17 protein-coding genes are annotated in these 15,355 nt (G+C 63.4%); 5 read left to right on the plus strand and 12 right to left on the minus strand.

From position 1 onward, the window contains the following. Positions 1-823, minus strand: an 823-nt coding sequence (locus tag R3E49_RS14165; protein ID WP_371295632.1) for an FAD-dependent oxidoreductase, incomplete at its 3' end; no start/stop codon positions are given. 203 nt (positions 824-1,026) lie between these two features. Between R3E49_RS14165 and R3E49_RS14170 the strand changes: the two genes are divergently transcribed. Further along, positions 1,027-1,506 (plus strand): cytochrome c, encoded by a 480-nt coding sequence (locus R3E49_RS14170; protein ID WP_371295633.1) that lies wholly within the window; start codon positions 1,027-1,029, stop codon positions 1,504-1,506. Between the two features lie 12 nt (positions 1,507-1,518). Here R3E49_RS14170 and R3E49_RS14175 read toward each other — a convergent pair whose 3' ends face one another. The 6 genes from R3E49_RS14175 to R3E49_RS14200 all read right to left on the minus strand — a co-directional run bounded on the left by R3E49_RS14175 (position 1,519) and on the right by R3E49_RS14200 (position 5,994). After that, on the minus strand, positions 1,519-2,205 hold the full coding sequence (locus R3E49_RS14175) for a cytochrome b/b6 domain-containing protein (RefSeq protein ID WP_371295634.1): 687 nt from the start codon (positions 2,203-2,205) through the stop codon (positions 1,519-1,521). A 6-nt stretch (positions 2,206-2,211) separates the two neighbouring features. Beyond that, positions 2,212-2,949 (minus strand): NUDIX domain-containing protein, encoded by a 738-nt coding sequence (locus R3E49_RS14180; RefSeq protein WP_371295635.1) that lies wholly within the window; start codon positions 2,947-2,949, stop codon positions 2,212-2,214. 5 nt (positions 2,950-2,954) lie between these two features. Next, positions 2,955-3,356 carry a TIGR01244 family sulfur transferase gene (locus R3E49_RS14185; RefSeq protein WP_371295636.1) on the minus strand — a complete coding sequence of 134 codons (402 nt, stop codon included), beginning with the start codon at positions 3,354-3,356 and terminating at the stop codon, positions 2,955-2,957. 12 nt (positions 3,357-3,368) lie between these two features. Further along, the gene (locus R3E49_RS14190) at positions 3,369-4,049 is read right to left on the minus strand and encodes a DUF3313 family protein (protein ID WP_371295637.1); all 681 of its coding nucleotides are present in this window, start codon (positions 4,047-4,049) and stop codon (positions 3,369-3,371) included. 76 nt (positions 4,050-4,125) lie between these two features. Next, positions 4,126-4,881: a sulfite exporter TauE/SafE family protein gene (locus tag R3E49_RS14195; protein ID WP_371295638.1), complete on the minus strand. Its 756-nt coding sequence runs from the start codon at positions 4,879-4,881 to the stop codon at positions 4,126-4,128. 9 nt (positions 4,882-4,890) lie between these two features. After that, on the minus strand, positions 4,891-5,994 hold the full coding sequence (locus R3E49_RS14200) for a phosphoribosylaminoimidazolesuccinocarboxamide synthase (protein WP_371295639.1): 1,104 nt from the start codon (positions 5,992-5,994) through the stop codon (positions 4,891-4,893). A 175-nt stretch (positions 5,995-6,169) separates the two neighbouring features. Between R3E49_RS14200 and R3E49_RS14205 the strand changes: the two genes are divergently transcribed. From R3E49_RS14205 to R3E49_RS14215, 3 genes are all read left to right on the plus strand, one after another. Further along, positions 6,170-7,195, plus strand: a complete 1,026-nt coding sequence (locus R3E49_RS14205) for a phospholipase A (protein WP_371295640.1) — start codon at positions 6,170-6,172, stop codon at positions 7,193-7,195. Positions 7,196-7,298: 103 nt separating this feature from the next. Beyond that, positions 7,299-7,727 carry a group II truncated hemoglobin gene (locus R3E49_RS14210; protein WP_371295641.1) on the plus strand — a complete coding sequence of 143 codons (429 nt, stop codon included), beginning with the start codon at positions 7,299-7,301 and terminating at the stop codon, positions 7,725-7,727. Positions 7,728-7,730: 3 nt separating this feature from the next. Beyond that, positions 7,731-9,788 carry a TonB-dependent receptor gene (locus R3E49_RS14215; RefSeq protein WP_371295642.1) on the plus strand — a complete coding sequence of 686 codons (2,058 nt, stop codon included), beginning with the start codon at positions 7,731-7,733 and terminating at the stop codon, positions 9,786-9,788. Between the two features lie 6 nt (positions 9,789-9,794). Here the strand turns inward: R3E49_RS14215 and R3E49_RS14220 are convergent, their stop codons facing one another. The 4 genes from R3E49_RS14220 to tsaB form a co-directional block, all read right to left on the minus strand. Then, positions 9,795-10,802 carry a tryptophan--tRNA ligase gene (locus R3E49_RS14220; protein WP_371295643.1) on the minus strand — a complete coding sequence of 336 codons (1,008 nt, stop codon included), beginning with the start codon at positions 10,800-10,802 and terminating at the stop codon, positions 9,795-9,797. Positions 10,803-10,898: 96 nt separating this feature from the next. Continuing rightward, positions 10,899-12,206 carry a M18 family aminopeptidase gene (locus R3E49_RS14225; RefSeq protein ID WP_371295644.1) on the minus strand — a complete coding sequence of 436 codons (1,308 nt, stop codon included), beginning with the start codon at positions 12,204-12,206 and terminating at the stop codon, positions 10,899-10,901. A 26-nt stretch (positions 12,207-12,232) separates the two neighbouring features. After that, positions 12,233-13,033 carry an undecaprenyl-diphosphate phosphatase gene (locus R3E49_RS14230; RefSeq protein ID WP_371295645.1) on the minus strand — a complete coding sequence of 267 codons (801 nt, stop codon included), beginning with the start codon at positions 13,031-13,033 and terminating at the stop codon, positions 12,233-12,235. Then, complete coding sequence (gene tsaB / locus R3E49_RS14235; protein WP_371295646.1) at positions 13,033-13,731, minus strand: tRNA (adenosine(37)-N6)-threonylcarbamoyltransferase complex dimerization subunit type 1 TsaB; 699 nt, start codon at positions 13,729-13,731, stop codon at positions 13,033-13,035. Before tsaB ends, R3E49_RS14230 begins: the two co-directional genes overlap by 1 nt. 122 nt (positions 13,732-13,853) lie before the next feature. Here tsaB and mobA point away from each other — a divergent pair, with 122 nt between their 5' ends. Next, complete coding sequence (gene mobA / locus R3E49_RS14240; protein WP_371295813.1) at positions 13,854-14,417, plus strand: molybdenum cofactor guanylyltransferase MobA; 564 nt, start codon at positions 13,854-13,856, stop codon at positions 14,415-14,417. Positions 14,418-14,489: 72 nt separating this feature from the next. On the opposite strand, the gene R3E49_RS14245 is transcribed toward mobA, so the two are convergent. After that, positions 14,490-15,338: a hypothetical protein gene (locus R3E49_RS14245; protein ID WP_371295647.1), complete on the minus strand. Its 849-nt coding sequence runs from the start codon at positions 15,336-15,338 to the stop codon at positions 14,490-14,492. Between the last annotated feature and the right edge of the window lie 17 nt (positions 15,339-15,355).

Genomic DNA, 15,355 nt, shown 5'->3' on the forward strand with positions numbered 1-15,355 from the left:
CGGCAGCCAGTATCACGCCTTTGCGCGCCTGTATGCGCAGGGTTTCACCATTGCGGGTGACTTCGATACCCGTGACCACGCCGTCCTCATCAATGACCCGGCGCATGGGGGTGCTCAGCCAGAGCGGAATATCCCGATCCTGCAGCGAGGCGCGCAGGCGCGCCACGCCGGCACAGCCGGTGGCGAGGCGGCGGTGATACTTGTCCTTCAGGCGCCAGGGAATATCGGCGACGTAGGCAGCCACCAGCTTCAGCGCGGTCTTCCACCAGCCGGGCTGCTGGCCGATCAACAGCGCGGCTTCCACCTGGGTAAAGCCGATCAGCCCCCCGAGGTGCATCATCGGGTGGGTGCGCCGCAGGCGGCGCCATTCCTCACCCAGCTCGCTGGCCGGAAAGGTCTCCGGTTCCATGGAGCGGTGACCCACCATCGCGCCCTCGAGGTTGGTGTAGTAATCCGGGTAGTGCTCGAGCGTCACGTAGCGCACGCGTGTGCGCTCGTGCAGAAAATCCACCATTTTCGGGCCATTCTCGAGGAAGGCATCCAGCTGGTAATCCGGCACCTCCTCCTCGGTAATCAGCTGGCGCAGGTAGGTGCGCGCGTTTTCCAGCGAGTCCTCGGCGCCGGCTTGCCGTGCGTAGCGGTTACAGGGTATCCAGACACCGCCCCCGGAAATGGAGCTGGTGCCACCGTACAGGTCGGACTTTTCCACCACCAGCACATCGCGCGTGCCCATCTCATAACTGCAAAGCGCTGCCGTGAGCCCGCCATTTCCGGATCCCACCACAACCACATCAAAACTGTAATCCCACTGCTGAGCGCTCATGCCATACCTCGTACCAATGCATCGCCCATGGTAGCCCACTGCGCGGCCTTTTCCGCAGTGGTCGCCCCCGTAACACAAGGCAGGTTCAAAAAGTTGGCCGGCGCCGTTGGCCTCGGCAGCGGAATCGAGCGCAGCGCCTGCTTGCCAGCAGGTGGCAAGGCCCTATAGGATGGGTTGACGTCCTGCTAACAAGAGAGCGCACCATGAGCAAATCCGTACTGAAGCCTGTTGCCGCACTGGTCTCGGTTGCCGCCCTGGCACTGTCTCCCCTGGCGTTGTCGCACCTCGACGAGAACGAATTTCACCAATCCTACCGGCAGTCCTATTTTGCGCTGCTGGGGGCCAACTTCGGACCCATGGGCGCCATGGTGAAGGGCGAAATGCCCTGGAACCAGGAACAGCTGCAGGGCTTTGCCGATGATTTCAATGCGGTTGTTTCGCTGAACCTGCTGCGCGGCTTCCCCGATGGTTCCGACAAGGGCACCACCCGTGCAAAACCGGAGATCTGGGAAAACCGCGACGACTTCGCGCAGAAACTCAGTGACATGCAGGCCGCTGCCAAGGACCTGGGCGTTGCCGTGAAAGGGGGTGATCGAGCGGCGATCGCGCAGCAGGTCGGCGCAGCCGGCCAGACCTGCAAGGCCTGCCACGACGAATACAAGTCGAAAGACTACCTGTACTGATCGGGCCCGTCCCTACCACATCCGCGGCGGCGGCGGTGCCTGTTGCAGTATCCACCAGAACAGGCCGCTGACCGCAGCAAGCAATAGCAGCGCCCGCCACCAGCCGACCACGGGCGCCTCCCCTTCCCGCCCACCCGCGCGTCCCAGCCACATGGCTTGCAGCAGCTTTTCACCCAACCGCCACTGGTGCCAGGCCACGGCCAGCAGGTGCACCGCGACCATCGCCAGCAAGGCATTGAAGGCCCATTCATGCACCACACCGAGAAAATCCCGGGTGCTGCTATCCACCGCATAATACAGCGGTCCGTCAAACAGAATCCGGTCACTGTTGAAAAGCCCGCTAACGGCCTGGGCCAGTAACAGCGTGAGCAGCACCACGACCGACCATCCACCCAGTGGGTTGTGACCCGGGCCCGCCGGCACCTGTCCACGGAGATACCCCAGCACCATGCGTGGCCCGCGCAGGAAATCCGTGAAGCGGGAGTGACGGCTGCCTATCAGGCCCCAGCCAATGCGAAACACCACCAGCACCAGCAGGGTATACCCTACCCACTGATGCCGCTCCATCTGGCCTTCTTCCGCGGTCCACCACGCCAGTGGCAGGAGCACGGGGAGCGACCAGTGAAACAGGCGCGTGGGCCAGTCCCAGAGCGGGAATCCCGCGCCGCCACGTTTGCCGTTGTCCAGGGGCTCACTCACGACGATTCAGGGACCAATCAGGCAGGGAAACTCGGCCGCCACGTCCTCATAGACGTAGCGCCAGCACTTGTTTTCAAGCACTGCACGGTGACGGGCGCCGGGGCAGCTGCCATCGCCGCTTTCGTAGCCGGCGTCGCCGCGGAACATGACAAAAACCTGCCCATCGGCATGGCAGAAGCGCGGAAACACCGACTGTGGTGGCCGCGAGCGCTCAATGCGCAACAGTTCCTCCACACTGGCATAGCGCGCCAGGTCACAGAGGGTGATGTAGGTTGGCGGCAATACGCCGAGTTCACCGGCATCGTGCTCCCGCACTGCCTGCGCTACCGCCACCCAGCGCGCCGCGTGAATTTCGCTGCCATCGATTCTGGCCTCGGCGTCGGCCGCCACCGGCGCGGCGTAGATCCAGGTGGAAAACCGTTTGGGCTCGATCACCGGGGTGGTCCAGTGGCTGATGAGTACCATATCCTCCGGCGACGGTCGCAGACCCGCCTCTTCCTCCGCTTCCCGCGCCGCCGCGATGCGTGTGGCACGCTCTTCGTCGCCAGCCGCCTGCTCCAGGTCACCGGCTTCCAATGCCCCGCCGGGAAACACCCAGTAACCACCGGCAAACAACAGGGCCTTGTTGCGCTTGAGCAGCAGTGTTTCGAGCCCGTCAGGGCCGTCGCGCAGCAGCACCACGGTGCTCGCGGGGCGAGCGGGCGCCACAGCTGCTTGCGACGCCTGCTCGTGACCGGTGTTCACAGCGTTCAGCGCTGCCCGACCATGGACAGGTCGTAGCCGAGGCTGCGGGCGCGCTGCACCGCCTGCGGAAAATCCTCCGCAGGGCGAGTCGCCAGCCACAGGTTGATGGAACGGGTGCCACTGCGGCAGAACGCCAGCACAGGACCACTGCCGCTGTTGAAGGTCGCCGCCAGACGCGCCAGATCGGGGCCCGGGAAGTTCATCCCGTTAACCGGGTAATACACGTAGTCGAGGCCACTCGCCGCGGCAGCGGCGGCAAATTCGGCCGAGCTTGGCTGACCGGGGGCCTCACCGTCGGGACGATTATTCACCAGCACCCGGTACCCCGCTGCCGCGATCGCCGGCACATCGTCCAGGTTGAGCTGCTCGGACACCGCGACCTGTGGCGTCACCTCAATAATTCTCATGGTCTCTACCCCTTATCCAGCCGCAGCGGACCCGTCGCGCACGCGGTCGAAGCCGTCACGCAGCAGATCGGCCCAGCGCCGCAGAATGCGGTTGAATTCCGCCCGGTTGGTTACGCTGCTGGTCCATTGCAGCGTCCCTTGATCGATACCCCGGCGACGGTCGACAACACGCGCCTGCACTTCTCCGGTGACGCCGTCGACCATCTCAAGCACCAGCGTCATTTCGCCGGCGGAGGTGGTATAGCTGCGCGTCCGGGCAGCGGACTGCACATCCGGCGCATTGATATCCAGATTCACAATGGCTGGCTTCAGCACCAGGGTATCCTCGCCTTCCGGCGGCGTCTCGACCAGCGAGTAGGCCGGCGGCTTGCTCAAAGCAGCACGAAACTCCTCGTCACAGGCGGCGGCGACGTCGCCGCGAATGCGGTCGGCATCTTCCTGGCTGATGCGCGTGGTCACGCTGCGGCTGCTCTGATTCTGGTCACGCAGCCAGTTCCTGCGGAAGGCCACCTCACAATCGTCCACTTCCACGTGTTGGTAGTGCGCCAGGTCGGCGCCCGGGCGCACGTACACATCGGCAAACCGGTAGCCGTCCACACGGGCCAGGCCATCGTCGGTCACCTCAGGCGACGTCGCACAGCCGGCAAACACAGCGCAGGCCAACAGGATCACAGAGGTCATACGTTGAGACATGGATATCTCCTTTTCAGTCATCGAACCCTGCACGCACTATAGGCAATCGAAAAGCGGTATACCACCGTTTCGTCGCTCAGGCGAGCAGCCCGAACACCCCATCCCACAGGAGCTTCACCCCCAGTACCACGAGGAAAAAACTGATCACCCGGTAGTAGAATTTCGCGGGGGAGCGCTTCACCAGCGCGTGCCCCAACCGGACTCCCAGGGGAGCCAGTGGGACCAGTATGAGTGAATACAGCAGATTATCCAGCGTGAACTGCCCTAACCAGTAATAGGGCAGCAGTTTGACCAGATTGACGACGGCGAAAAACAGGCCGGCCGTACCGGCGAACACCAACGGTGGCAAGCCCTTGGGCAGCAGGTACATGGTCAGCGGCGGTCCACCTGCGTGGATGCTGAAGCTGGTGAAACCCGCGAGGGTACCGAACACCGCGGCGGGAGCGGCGCGATGACGCTGGCTGGCGCGCCCGGCAAAACCCAGCAGCTGCTGCACACCGAACAGCGTGGAGATCAGTCCCACCAACACCCGCATATAATTGTCGTCCATAGCACCGGCGGTGAGAAAACCCAGGCCAATTCCCACCAATGCACCCGGCAGCAGCAACTGCAGCGCGCGGCGATCGAACACGCCCCAGTACGTCCGCACCACCACCGCGTCCATCACCACCAGGATGGGCAGCAGAATCGCCGCCGCCTGGGTCGGCGACATGACCAGCGCCATCAGCGGTACTGCGAGGATCGCCACTGCACCGCCAAAACCGCCCTTGGCGATGCCGTAGAGCATCACCGCGGGAACACTGACGAGATAAAACGCAGGATCGGTGAGCACGGGGTCGGCTCAGGCCAACAGCCCGAACTCACCACCGAGAATGTCCAGGATCTCGCGGCGGGGATCATCACTACGGGGTAAAGGCTGGCCGGTGATTTTCTCCGCGAGCCCGGTATAGGTGGCCGAAACCTGCTGGAACACGTCGGCAGGCAGGTGCGTATCGCGGGCCAGTGCCAGGCGCTCCGGCATGCGGTCCTTGTTCAACAGGATGTCGGGGTCGGGGAAGTGGTTCAGCAACAGCTGGCGAAACCCTTCCTTGGAATTCTCCACAACACGCCCCTCGCGCCAGGCAGGGCCGTCCCAGATGCGCGAGGAATCGGGGGTTCCCACCTCATCCATGTAAATCATCTGCTGCTCGCCGGCGGCGTTGGTCACATAACCGAACTCGAATTTTGTATCGACGAAAATCTGGTCAAGCGCAGCCAGCTCGCTGCTGATGACGTTAAAACCGGCACGCAACAGCGATTCGTAGTGGCTGACATCCGCCGCTGAACGAAATCCGAACGCGCTGAAGTGGTCTATCAGTGCGGCCCTGGCGATGTTCACATCGTCCTGTTCGGGCACACCGGGGATGCCGCGCAGAATACCCTTGGTGGACGGCGTCACCAGCAGATCGGGCAGTTTCTGGTCGCGCTGCAGACCATCGGGCAGGCGGAGGCCGCAGAATTCGCGCTCGCCTTTGCTGTAGGCGCGCCACATGGATCCGGTGATGTACTGCCGGGCAATGGCCTCGATCATCACCGGCCGCGCCTTCTGCACGATCCAGACCAGTGGATGCGGCGTTTCGAGAATATGGCTGGGCGCCAGCCCCCGCTCTCGGAAGCGCTGAAACCAGTGGTTGGAGATCGCGTTGAGCGCCGCACCCTTGCCCGGTACGCCGGCGAGACCCTCTTCTCCTTCCCAGATACACTCGAAGGCCGAGATACGGTCACTGATGATCATCACCGCCAACGGCGTGTCCGCGGCAACAGGGTAAGCCCGCTCGCGGATCAGCCGTGCGCTGTCTGTGGCGGTAAGCCAGTACACGGAACGCACCTTGCCGGAGTGCACAGGGGCACCCACTCGCAGTGGAAGGTCGTTGTTCACCGCCAGCACAGTGTGGGCAAGGCTCATGGCAGATTCCCGTGTTGCGCTCCTACACAGAGCGATCCATTGCCAGGGCCGCCGTGCAGGCGACCCGAAGTGAGCGGCGATTCTAGCAGAGCTGGGCGGGGCGGGGCACCTTGCCTGTCACTGCGGAAACGGTTCCGTTACACTACACGACGATGAACAGTCCGCCCCGAAACTGATGAAGAAGCATTGCCCACCTCTCCTTCTGCTGCTCAGCCTGTCGGCCGCGCCTTCCGCACTGGCGGAAAATTGCGTCAGCATCAGCGACGATCAGGCTCGCCTCGCCTGTTACGACACTGCGGCCGGACGCAGCGCCCCGGGCACGCCCAACACACCCGAGTCGTCACTGGGATGGGGAGCGGACGAAGACGACATCCTGGGTGAAGAAGCCGTGGAACCGGTCAACCTGGCCGAGGAGGAACTGCTGTTCGGCAAACGCATCGCCGAGGAAGCTGAGCTCACGGGCAACGCCTGGGTGATTACCCCCCATCACCGCAACTATCTGCTGCCACTCACCTACGCCGACACACTGAACCGTGACGCCTGGGCCCAGCAGCAGCCCGACGAGGCGATGGACCGGCTGGAAGCCAAATTCCAGCTGAGCCTGAAAACCATCGCCTGGGAGAACATCCTGGGGCGCAACAACCACCTGTGGGTGGGGTACACGCAACGCAACTGGTGGCAGGTCTACAACGAGTCCTCACCGTTTCGCGAAACCAACTACCAGCCGGAAGTATCGCTGTCCTTCGCCAACAACTGGCGCTTCTGGGGTTTTACCAACACCCTCTGGGACGTCGGCTTCGTACACGAGTCCAACGGCCAGGGCGGTGATCTCTCGCGCAGCTGGAACCGCATCGTGGCTGGGGCTGCCTTTGAGCGTCGCCGCATGACATTGAACGTGCGCGGCTGGTACCGGATCCCCGAAAGCAGCGGCAGCGACGACAACCCCGATATCGAGGACTACCTCGGCTACGGCGACCTCACCGGCATCTGGAAGTGGGAGCAGCACGAGTTCGCGGTTCAGGTACGCAACAACCTGCAGGCAGATAATCGTGGCTCGGTGCAGTTGGAGTGGACTTTTCCGGTCAATCGCCGTTTCAAAGGCTACGTGCAGTATTTCAACGGCTACGGCGAGAGCCTGATCGACTACAACCTGCACCAGAGTCGCATCGGCTTCGGCGTATCGATGACCGATTTGTTATAATCCCGAACGTTTATGGCGCAGCCAGCCGCCCGTGCGGGGAGGACTTTCAGCGCCCCGACGCGTACACTGCGTCCCTCACAAAGCCACTATCCACATCGCGACTATGAGCACACCCAACACACCCTATGCGATCCTCGGCGACGACGGCATACGACGCCTGTGTGAGGATTTCTACCGCATCATGGACAGCCGACCCGAGGTGCGGGAGCTGCGCGCCATGCACGCCGACAACCTCGGCCCGGTCACCGAGCGGCTCACCGACTACCTGACAGGCTGGATGGGAGGCCCCCCGCGCTATGCCGAAAAGCACGGCGGTGTCTGCCTGACCGAGCCCCACGCCCCCTTCCATATCGGCCCGAAGATGACCGCGCAATGGCTCTGGTGCATGGAACAGGCGCTGGAGGAAGGCGGTGCCAGCGATGAGCTGAAAACCATGCTGCGCGTGCCCTTCCAGCGCATTGCGCAGGCAGTGCAGAACCGCGACAACGACGACTCACCGCGCAACAACCCCAACATTATCGCCGCAGGATAAACCATGCAGGTCAACAGAACACTGGCGGGCGCTCTGGCCGCCGCCCTCTATGCTGCAACAGCCAGCAGCGAGCCCGTCCTGGAACAGGTCATCGTCAGCGCCAAACGCATCAGCGAAGAGGCCAGCCGGTTGCCACTGGCCTGGTCGGTCATCAACGATGAAGCGCTGATCCTGATTGGACACACGCACCCCGCTGAAATCATGCAGCAGGTGCCCGGCGCCTGGATCAGCCGCGGCAATGGCCAGGAAAGCCTCACTGCCCTGCGCTCTCCGGTGCTGACGGGGGCCGGCGGCTGTGGCTCTTTCTTCATGGCCGCAGATGGCATCAGCCTGCGCGCGCCCGGCTTCTGCAACGTCAACCAGTTGTTCGATGCGAACATTGAGCAGGCCGGCCGTATCGAGGTGATCAAAGGGCCAGCGGGCGCCAGCTACGGCTCCAACGCGATGCACGGTGTCATTAACGTACTCAGTGCGGCACCCAACCCTGCGGCAGGACAGCAACTTGCCGTGGAAGCCGGGCCGGATGATTACTACCGGACAAAGCTCAGCCTCAACCACGCCGCGGGGCGACACGCCTTCAGCCTGCGCGGCAACGTCTCCACCGACGGTGGTTATCAGGACGATTCGGGTTACGACCAGGAGAAACTCACGCTGCGCCACGACTACGCGGGTGACATCTGGAACTTCCGTACGGTGCTGGATGGGGCCAACCTGAACCAGGAGACGGCGGGGTTCATCCAGGGCTTCGAGGCCTACAAGGACGATGATCTGCGCCGCAGCAACCCCAACCCGGAAGCCTACCGGGACGCCTGGTCTCTGCGCCTCTACAGTGAGGCCAGCAGAGACATCGGGCCAGACATGCAGCTCAGCATCACCCCCTACCTGCGCCGCAACCGGATGGAGTTCCTGCAGCATTTCCTCCCCTGGCAGCCCGTGGAGACCAACGCTCACGAATCACTCGGCCTGAGAACCGCGCTGCACGGCGAGCAGGGTAACCTGAGGTGGGTGGGCGGCGTGGACCTGGAGATCACCGAGGGCTCCCTGCAGGAGGTGCAGGAACAGCCCTTCAGCCCCAACCAGCCGCAGGGCGTGCATTACGACTACACCGTGGACGCCAGTGTCGGGGCGGCCTGGAGCCAGCTGAACTATGCGCTGTCCGAGCGCTGGACACTGGATGGTGGCCTGCGCGTGGAGTACACGCATTACGACTACGACAATCGCGGCCCCGCAGGCTCCGTCTGTGCGCCGGAAGCGACCGCGTGCCGGTTCTTCAGGGTTGCCGACCGCACCGACAGCTTCACTGACTGGTCCGTCAACGCGGGCGCCAGCTACCTCCTGCGCCCCGGCCACAGCGTTTACCTGCGCGCCGCTAACGGCTTCCGGGCACCGGATACCAGCGAGCTGTACCGCCTGCAGTCAGGCCAGTCGGTCGCCGATCTTGACTCGGAGGTGATGGACAACATCGAAATCGGTCTGCGCGGCGACAACGGCGCCGGTTTCGGCTACGACCTGTCGCTGTACCATATGAACAAGGACGAGGTCATTTTCCAGGACGCAGACCGCCGTAATGTCAGCGGTGCTCGCACCGAGCACACGGGGCTGGAAATCAGCCTCGACTACCGCAGCCAGGATGCGTGGTATGCACGCCTCGACGCCACAGCCGCACGGCACCGCTACGCCAACGATGCACTGCCGCTGGGCGTGAATGAATCGATTGACGGCAACGACATCGACACCGCTCCGCGCCTGTTCGGCAGTGCGCGAATTGGCTGGGAGTTCGCGGCGCGACACGGCAGCACACCGGTGGCGGAACTGGAATGGGTGTACATGGACGAGTATTACCTCGAGCCGGAAAACGCGTTCGAATACGAGGGGCATTCACTGCTCAACGTGCGCCTGAGCGCCCCCCTCACCCGCAACCTCGGCGCCACATTGCGGGTGACCAACCTGCTGGATGAAGAGTATGCGGAGCGTGCGGATGTCGGTTTTGGCAACTACCGCTACTTCGTCGGCCGGCCACGCGGGGTATTCATGGAGCTGCGCTACAACTGGGGCGTATGACCGGCATCAGCGCATCGCGCTAATGCCAACGGCCTCGCGCACCTGCGCCAGCAACGGTACGCTGAAGGCCCGCGCGCGCTCGGCACCCCGCTGCAGTACAGACTCAATATGGCCGGGGTCGCTGAGCAGGGCTTCGTAGCGCTCGCGCGCCGGCGCCAGAGTTGCATTCACCAGTTCGAACAGCTGTCGCTTGGCCTCGCCCCAGGCGATACCTTCCTCGAAGTCGGCCCGCATACGCGCGGTCTCCTCAGCTGAGGCAAAAGCGGACCAAATCTGGAACACGGTTGAATCGTCAGGGTCCTTCGGCTCGCCGGGCTCCAGCAGGTTGGTCTTGATCTTGTTGATCGCCTTGCGCAGCTGCTTTTCCGGGAGAAACAGCGGAATCGTATTCTGGTAGCTCTTGCTCATCTTGCGACCGTCCAGGCCCTGCAGGACAGCGACATGGTCTTCAACCACAGCTTCGGGAAGCGTGAACAGTGGGGCAAAATGGTGGTTAAAGCGCTGGGCGATGTCCCGCGCCATCTCCACGTGCTGGATCTGGTCGCGACCGACCGGCACCCGATGTGCGCCGAACATGAGGATATCCGCCGCCATCAATATCGGGTAGCTGAACAGCCCCATGGTAACGCCGAAATCCGGGTCCTCACCCGCCTCCTCGTTGGCCTGGATCGCGGCTTTGTAGGCATGCGCGCGGTTCATCAGCCCTTTGGCTGCGTTGCAGCACAGAATCCAGGTCAGCTCGGTAATTTCCGGGATATCCGACTGGCGATAGAACACAGCCCGCTCGGTATCAAGCCCCAGGGCCAGCCAGGTGGCGGCAATTTCCTTGCTGGACTGACGCACCTGGGCCGGGTCCTGACACTTGATCAGGGCATGGTAGTCGGCCAGGAACAGAAAGGACTCTGTCGCCGGGTCCTTTGAGGCTGCAATCGCCGGGCGTATCGCCCCGACAAAATTGCCCAGATGCGGCGTACCGGTGGTGGTGATGCCGGTGAGAACTCGTTGTGTTGTCATGAATATCCTGTCCATTGACGGCCAAACAGCTGCGGCCGCCAGTTTATCCTGTGCACCCGGCAGTGGCTACGCGTGCGCGCCGGATGGGAGGCGGGCTCACGCTGGCGTCAGCCTGCCGGAGTGATTGTAGAAGCGCTGCAAAACCCGACACAGCTGCGCGGCGTCGTCGCGCCCGGCCAGTTCACGAACCGAGTGCATGGCGAACGTGGGGACACCGATATCCAGCGTGCGGATACCCGTGCCACCGGCGGTAATCGGGCCAATGGTACTGCCGCAGCCCATGTCCGAGCGGACCACAAAGCTCTGCACCGCCACGCCCTCCTCCTTCGCCAGCAGGCGAAACAGACCCGCCGTCTCTGCATTGGTGGCGTAGCGCTGGTTGGCGTTAATCTTGATGACCGGGCCGGCATTCAGCAGCGGGCCGTGGTTATCGTCGTGCTTGTCGGCATAATTCGGGTGAATGCCGTGGGCGTTGTCTGCGGAAATCATCAGCGAGTTTGCCACCAGTTGCGCCAGCGTCACCTCATCCGGCACCAGCCGCCGCAGGGTGGAGAGCAACAGAGGGCCCTGGGCTCCCGAGGTGGACAGGCTGCCCACCTCCTCATGATCATTGCAAACCAGGAGACAGCTCTGCCGTCCGTCTGCAGCGAGCAGTGATTGCAGCCCGGTGAAACAACTCAGCAGATTATCGAGGCGGGCCGAGGCGATGAACTCCTCATGCAATCCCACCAGCGCCGGGGGCTGCGTATCGTAAAAGCAGAGCTCGTAGTCCAGCACCTCCCGAACACCGCAGTCCGGATGCTCCACCAGCAGGCGATCGCGCAGCAGTTCGCGGAATGACGGCGTGCCCGGCTCCGCCCGCAGGGCCAGTACCGGCAGGATATCTGTCTGCGGGTTGATGCTGCGCGACTGGTTGGCCTCGCGGTCGAGGTGGATGGCGAGACTGGGGATCACCGCCAGCGGGCGACGAAAGTCCACCATCGCCGTGCGCAGTGCACCGGCCTGATCGGCATAGCTGACGCGCCCAGCGAGCGACAGATCACGATCGAACCAGGGATTGAGCAGCGCACCACCGTAGACCTCCACGCCCAGCTGGAAATACCCCGCGCGCCGCTTCTCCGGTGCAGGCTTGACCATCAGGCAGGGACTGTCGGTGTGCGCACCGACCATACGCATGCCGCGCTCGGGAGCAGCCTCGGCACCGATGGTAAATGCAACAATAGAACTGTCGTTGCGCGTCAGGTAGTAGCGCCCGCCCGGCTCCAGCGACCAGGCCTGGTCTGACCGTAGCGGACTGAAGCCCGCGGACTGCAGGCGGCTCGCCAACGCGCTAACCGCATGGAATGGTGTACTGGCGGCGGCGAGAAAGGCCAGCAACTCGCGGTTGAACTGATCGACATCCATGGATGCTGCGTCTCCTTGAAACAACGTTAAAACAGCCACAGCGCATACAACACCGCAGCCAGGGCAATGCGGTAGTACACGAAGGGCATCAGGCCAACCCGTTCCAGCAGACGCAGGAACAGGCCGATACAGGCGTAGGCAGTGACGGCCGCCAACAGGGCAGCAGAGAGCATCAGCGCCCAGTCCACCGGAGCACTCGCCTGCACCAGTTGTACGCCCTTCAATAACCCTGCACCAGCAATAACGGGTATCGACAGCAGGAAGGCAAAGCGAGCCGCCGTGCTGCGATCCAGACCCAGGAGGAGGCCCGCCGTCAACGTCACACCCGAGCGCGATACACCGGGCACAGGCGCCAGCGCCTGTGCCAGCCCGATGGCCAGGGCGACACCCAGGGTGAGCGTCGCGAAGGACGCGGCATGCCGGGCATGTCGATCCGCCAGCCCCAGAAGCAGGCCAAACAGCAGCGTGGTCGTCGCAATGACAGGCAAGGTGCGCAGCTGCGATTCGATGAATTCGTCTGCGAGGAAGCCAACCACACAAACCGGCACGGTGGCCAGAGCCAGACACAGCACCAGGCGCGTGTCCGCATTCGTTCCCCGACCCCGCAGCAGTCCGAGACAGCTGCCCGCCATGGCGCACAGATCACGCCGGTAATACAGCACCACGGCAAGCAGGGTGCCCACGTGTACCGCAACGTCAAAGGTCAGGCCCTCATCCTGCCAGCCCAGGACCAGTGAGGGGATGACCAGGTGTGCGGAACTGGATATGGGCAGGAACTCGGTTACGCCCTGCAGGAAAGCGAGAAACATGGCCTGTAAGACATCCATCAGCTGCGCGGCCCCTGTTCGGCGAGCTTCTTCCAGCGCACCTCATCGCGTACATAGACCGGGCAAACCGCCTCGGCAGGCTGCCATTCCCCGGCCAGAAAGGCGTGCTGGGCAAGTGGCAGGATGTCCTCTGCACTCGGCAGCAACTCCGTGTGGACGGCGCTGAAACGGGCCCGGCAGGTGTCTGGTATCTGGTCGGCATAGTGCAGGCCACTACCCACCGCGACCAGCGACTCATTCACCGGAAGAGCCAATTCGCCGGGGTGGCAGGCTGACGCCGCAGACGCCGCCTGGGGCAAGCCATCAACGACCCGATACAGGCCCCAGTAGAGCTCGCCGATATGCGCGTCCAGGGTGCTCAACACCCAGTCACCCTCGCCTGCCAGCCCGAGGCGAATCGCAGACTGAACCTGCGCGGCGAGCGTGGACACGGGCAGGGCGGGCAACTGTGCTGCGTAGCAAATGCCCTGCGCGGCGCTGGCGGTAATGCGCAGGCCGGTGAAGGAACCGGGGCCACAACCATAGGCCACGGCGTCGAGATTACCGGGGCCTTGCGGCAACAGTTCACGCAGCATGCCCAGCAGGAGCTGATTGTGGCGGCGCGGCGCATGCTCCAGCAAAACACGCACGGTGTTGCTGTCCCACAGTGCAACGGAGCAGGCGTCGGTAGAGGTATCAATCGCGAGAATACTTGTCATGGGTTCGCTACACGAGACAGGTGACAGCACAGGCCGCGCGCGCGCGAAGCCACTGTGATGTAGGATTATCTCACAGCAAGCGAGTGGCCTGAACCTGGGAGGGGGTGAAACCGTTGAATAATGTGCAGGGCGATACGCGTCTCACCGGTGTGATACTGGCCGGTGGTGCAGGACTGCGCCTGGGCGGCCGGGACAAGGGACTGCTGCACTGGCGCGGACAGCCGCTGGTTGCACAGGTCGCCGCACGCCTTCGCCCGCAGGTGGGTGAGCTATTGATCAACTGTAATCGCAACAGGGATGACTACAAACGCTATGCAGACCGGGTTTTCAGCGACCTTACAGACGTGTCCGGTCCCCTCGCCGGGTTGCACTCACTGCCTGAGACCAGGTCATCGCTGCTACTGGTGACACCCTGCGACACACCCTTACTGCCCCTGAACCTGGGCGAGCGTCTGCGGCTTGCGCTGGACGCCTCGCCTGAGGCTGATATCGCCTACGCTTCAGCAGCGGGGTGCGCGCACTACCTGCATGCCGTCCTGCGGCGACGTGTATTGGCCGGGCTCCCCGACTATCTGGGGTCAGGAGGTCGCTCGGTGCAGGGCTGGTACGCGTCACAGCATGCTGTCACGGTTGAATTCAGCGGCCCTGACTTTCTCAACTGCAACACCCCCGACGCCTTCGACTGAGGCGGGCATGTTGCAAGCAAAAAAAAACCCGCAGCGGGGCTACCGCTGCGGGTCTGGTGTGCGGAGATTACCTCAGGCCGGCTTTTTGGCCGTTGCCTTACGCTTTGCGGGAGCCGCCTTTTTGGGGGCAGCCTTGGCCTTGGCTTTCGCCTTGGTCTGGGCTTTGGCGGCCTTTGGCTTGCTCGCCGCGGCCTTGGTTTTCTTGGGTTTGGCGCTGGTGGCGGTAGACTTTTTCGCGCCGGACTTTGCCGCCGCCTTTCTACCGCTGGACTTACCGGCGCGAGACAGCGCTGAGTCCACGCTGGTTGCTACGGACTTGCGCCCGCTGCGGGCTTTGCCAAACGCAGCCTTGGCAGCAGCTTCGGCCTTTTTCTCCGCTGCGCGCAACTGCGCCAGCACTTTCTTTTCCAATGCCGACAGCTTCTCGGCATCGGCCTTGGCGCGCTCTTTGCTCCACTGACGGGCGTGCTTGGCCAGCGCGCGCGCCTTGTCGGCTTCCGCCTTGGCGGCGAGCTCTGCCTTCTTCGCCAGAACACGCTCCTCGGCTGCTACGCGGTGCGCAGCCAACTGCGCTTCAGCAATCAGTTCCTTCACGCGCTGGCGCATGCCATCAAGCTTGGCGCGCGCACTGTCGAGGCGGGAGTTCACCCGGTCCACCGTTTTGCTTGCCGCTTTATGTGCCCGTGCGTCCGCCTCGCTGCGCGCAGCTTTCAATTTTGCGCGCGCCTCGGCAAGGGCTTTTTTCTCCGACTCAACAGTCGCCTGCAGCTTGGCCAGTGCGTCACGTGCGCGCTTTTCTGCAGCGGCTGCGGTTGATGACTTCTTTGCGGAGGCAGCAGCCGCCGTCTTGCGTGGCGCTTTCTTCGCCGGCGCCTTACGTGTGCCGGTTGTTGCTTTCGCCTTGCCTTTGGCCGTTGCCATACGCGATCTCTCCAACT

This window comes from Haliea sp. (genome assembly GCF_041395985.1).
Classification (GTDB): domain Bacteria; phylum Pseudomonadota; class Gammaproteobacteria; order Pseudomonadales; family Halieaceae; genus Haliea.

Excerpts from the sequence above, each read along its gene's own strand:
- R3E49_RS14205 (WP_371295640.1), top strand. The coding sequence starts at position 6,170 with ATGAAGAAGCATTGCCCACCTCTCCTTCTGCTGCTCAGCCTGTCGGCC.
- tsaB (WP_371295646.1), bottom strand. The coding sequence starts at position 13,731 with ATGACAAGTATTCTCGCGATTGATACCTCTACCGACGCCTGCTCCGTT.
- R3E49_RS14185 (WP_371295636.1), bottom strand. The coding sequence starts at position 3,356 with ATGAGAATTATTGAGGTGACGCCACAGGTCGCGGTGTCCGAGCAGCTC.
- R3E49_RS14170 (WP_371295633.1), top strand. The coding sequence starts at position 1,027 with ATGAGCAAATCCGTACTGAAGCCTGTTGCCGCACTGGTCTCGGTTGCC.
- R3E49_RS14200 (WP_371295639.1), bottom strand. The coding sequence starts at position 5,994 with ATGAGCCTTGCCCACACTGTGCTGGCGGTGAACAACGACCTTCCACTG.
- R3E49_RS14190 (WP_371295637.1), bottom strand. The coding sequence starts at position 4,049 with ATGTCTCAACGTATGACCTCTGTGATCCTGTTGGCCTGCGCTGTGTTT.
- R3E49_RS14220 (WP_371295643.1), bottom strand. The coding sequence starts at position 10,802 with ATGACAACACAACGAGTTCTCACCGGCATCACCACCACCGGTACGCCG.
- R3E49_RS14210 (WP_371295641.1), top strand. The coding sequence starts at position 7,299 with ATGAGCACACCCAACACACCCTATGCGATCCTCGGCGACGACGGCATA.
- R3E49_RS14215 (WP_371295642.1), top strand. The coding sequence starts at position 7,731 with ATGCAGGTCAACAGAACACTGGCGGGCGCTCTGGCCGCCGCCCTCTAT.
- R3E49_RS14230 (WP_371295645.1), bottom strand. The coding sequence starts at position 13,033 with ATGGATGTCTTACAGGCCATGTTTCTCGCTTTCCTGCAGGGCGTAACC.
- R3E49_RS14225 (WP_371295644.1), bottom strand. The coding sequence starts at position 12,206 with ATGGATGTCGATCAGTTCAACCGCGAGTTGCTGGCCTTTCTCGCCGCC.
- R3E49_RS14245 (WP_371295647.1), bottom strand. The coding sequence starts at position 15,338 with ATGGCAACGGCCAAAGGCAAGGCGAAAGCAACAACCGGCACACGTAAG.